This window comes from Acinetobacter sp. NIOH-H-8 (genome assembly GCF_046635365.1).
In the GTDB taxonomy this organism is placed as follows: Bacteria; Pseudomonadota; Gammaproteobacteria; order Pseudomonadales; family Moraxellaceae; genus Acinetobacter.
The window spans coordinates 1-456 of the sequence record NZ_JBHDVN010000179.1; the positions used below are offsets into that span (position 1 = coordinate 1).

1 pseudogene is annotated in these 456 nt (G+C 39.0%); it reads left to right on the plus strand.

Features of this window, described 5'->3' with window-relative positions:
- Positions 1 to 184 precede the first annotated feature (184 nt).
- Positions 185 to 328, plus strand: a pseudogene (locus ACEWB7_RS17665) (alpha/beta hydrolase); the annotation flags it as partial.
- Positions 329 to 456 lie beyond the last annotated feature (128 nt).

Consider the following 456-nt stretch of genomic DNA (forward strand, 5'->3'; position numbering starts at 1 on the left):
AATTCAAGTGAATTTGTTTGAAAGAAGAACTTTAAAAGCTTTATTTTCACCCGATAAAATACCCATAAAACAAGAGGAAGCTCATTTGAGCTTCCTCTTGTGAAAAATTGTGGGACAGCAATGGCTTCGGCTGCTCTTTTTTATTTATACTGAAAATGTTCTAGGCAGCCAGCGTGGTGTGTCGATGAAAATTATTTATATTCATGGCATGAACAAGCAGAAATTCAGCTCTGCCTCCCTGCGTCAACGCTGGCTGAGTTTGCTAAAACGTGGTCTGGAACAGTCACATCAACAGGCACATTTTGCTTATCTGAAACGGCATATCCGTACACTGCTGTCCCATAGTTTGCTTTAAATAAAAAAACCTGAGTCCTAACAGTTAAAATATGAGTGCAAACAAACACTTTAACGACCAGGATTCAGGTTTTGTCCCATCAGAATACCGTATTTCATGAG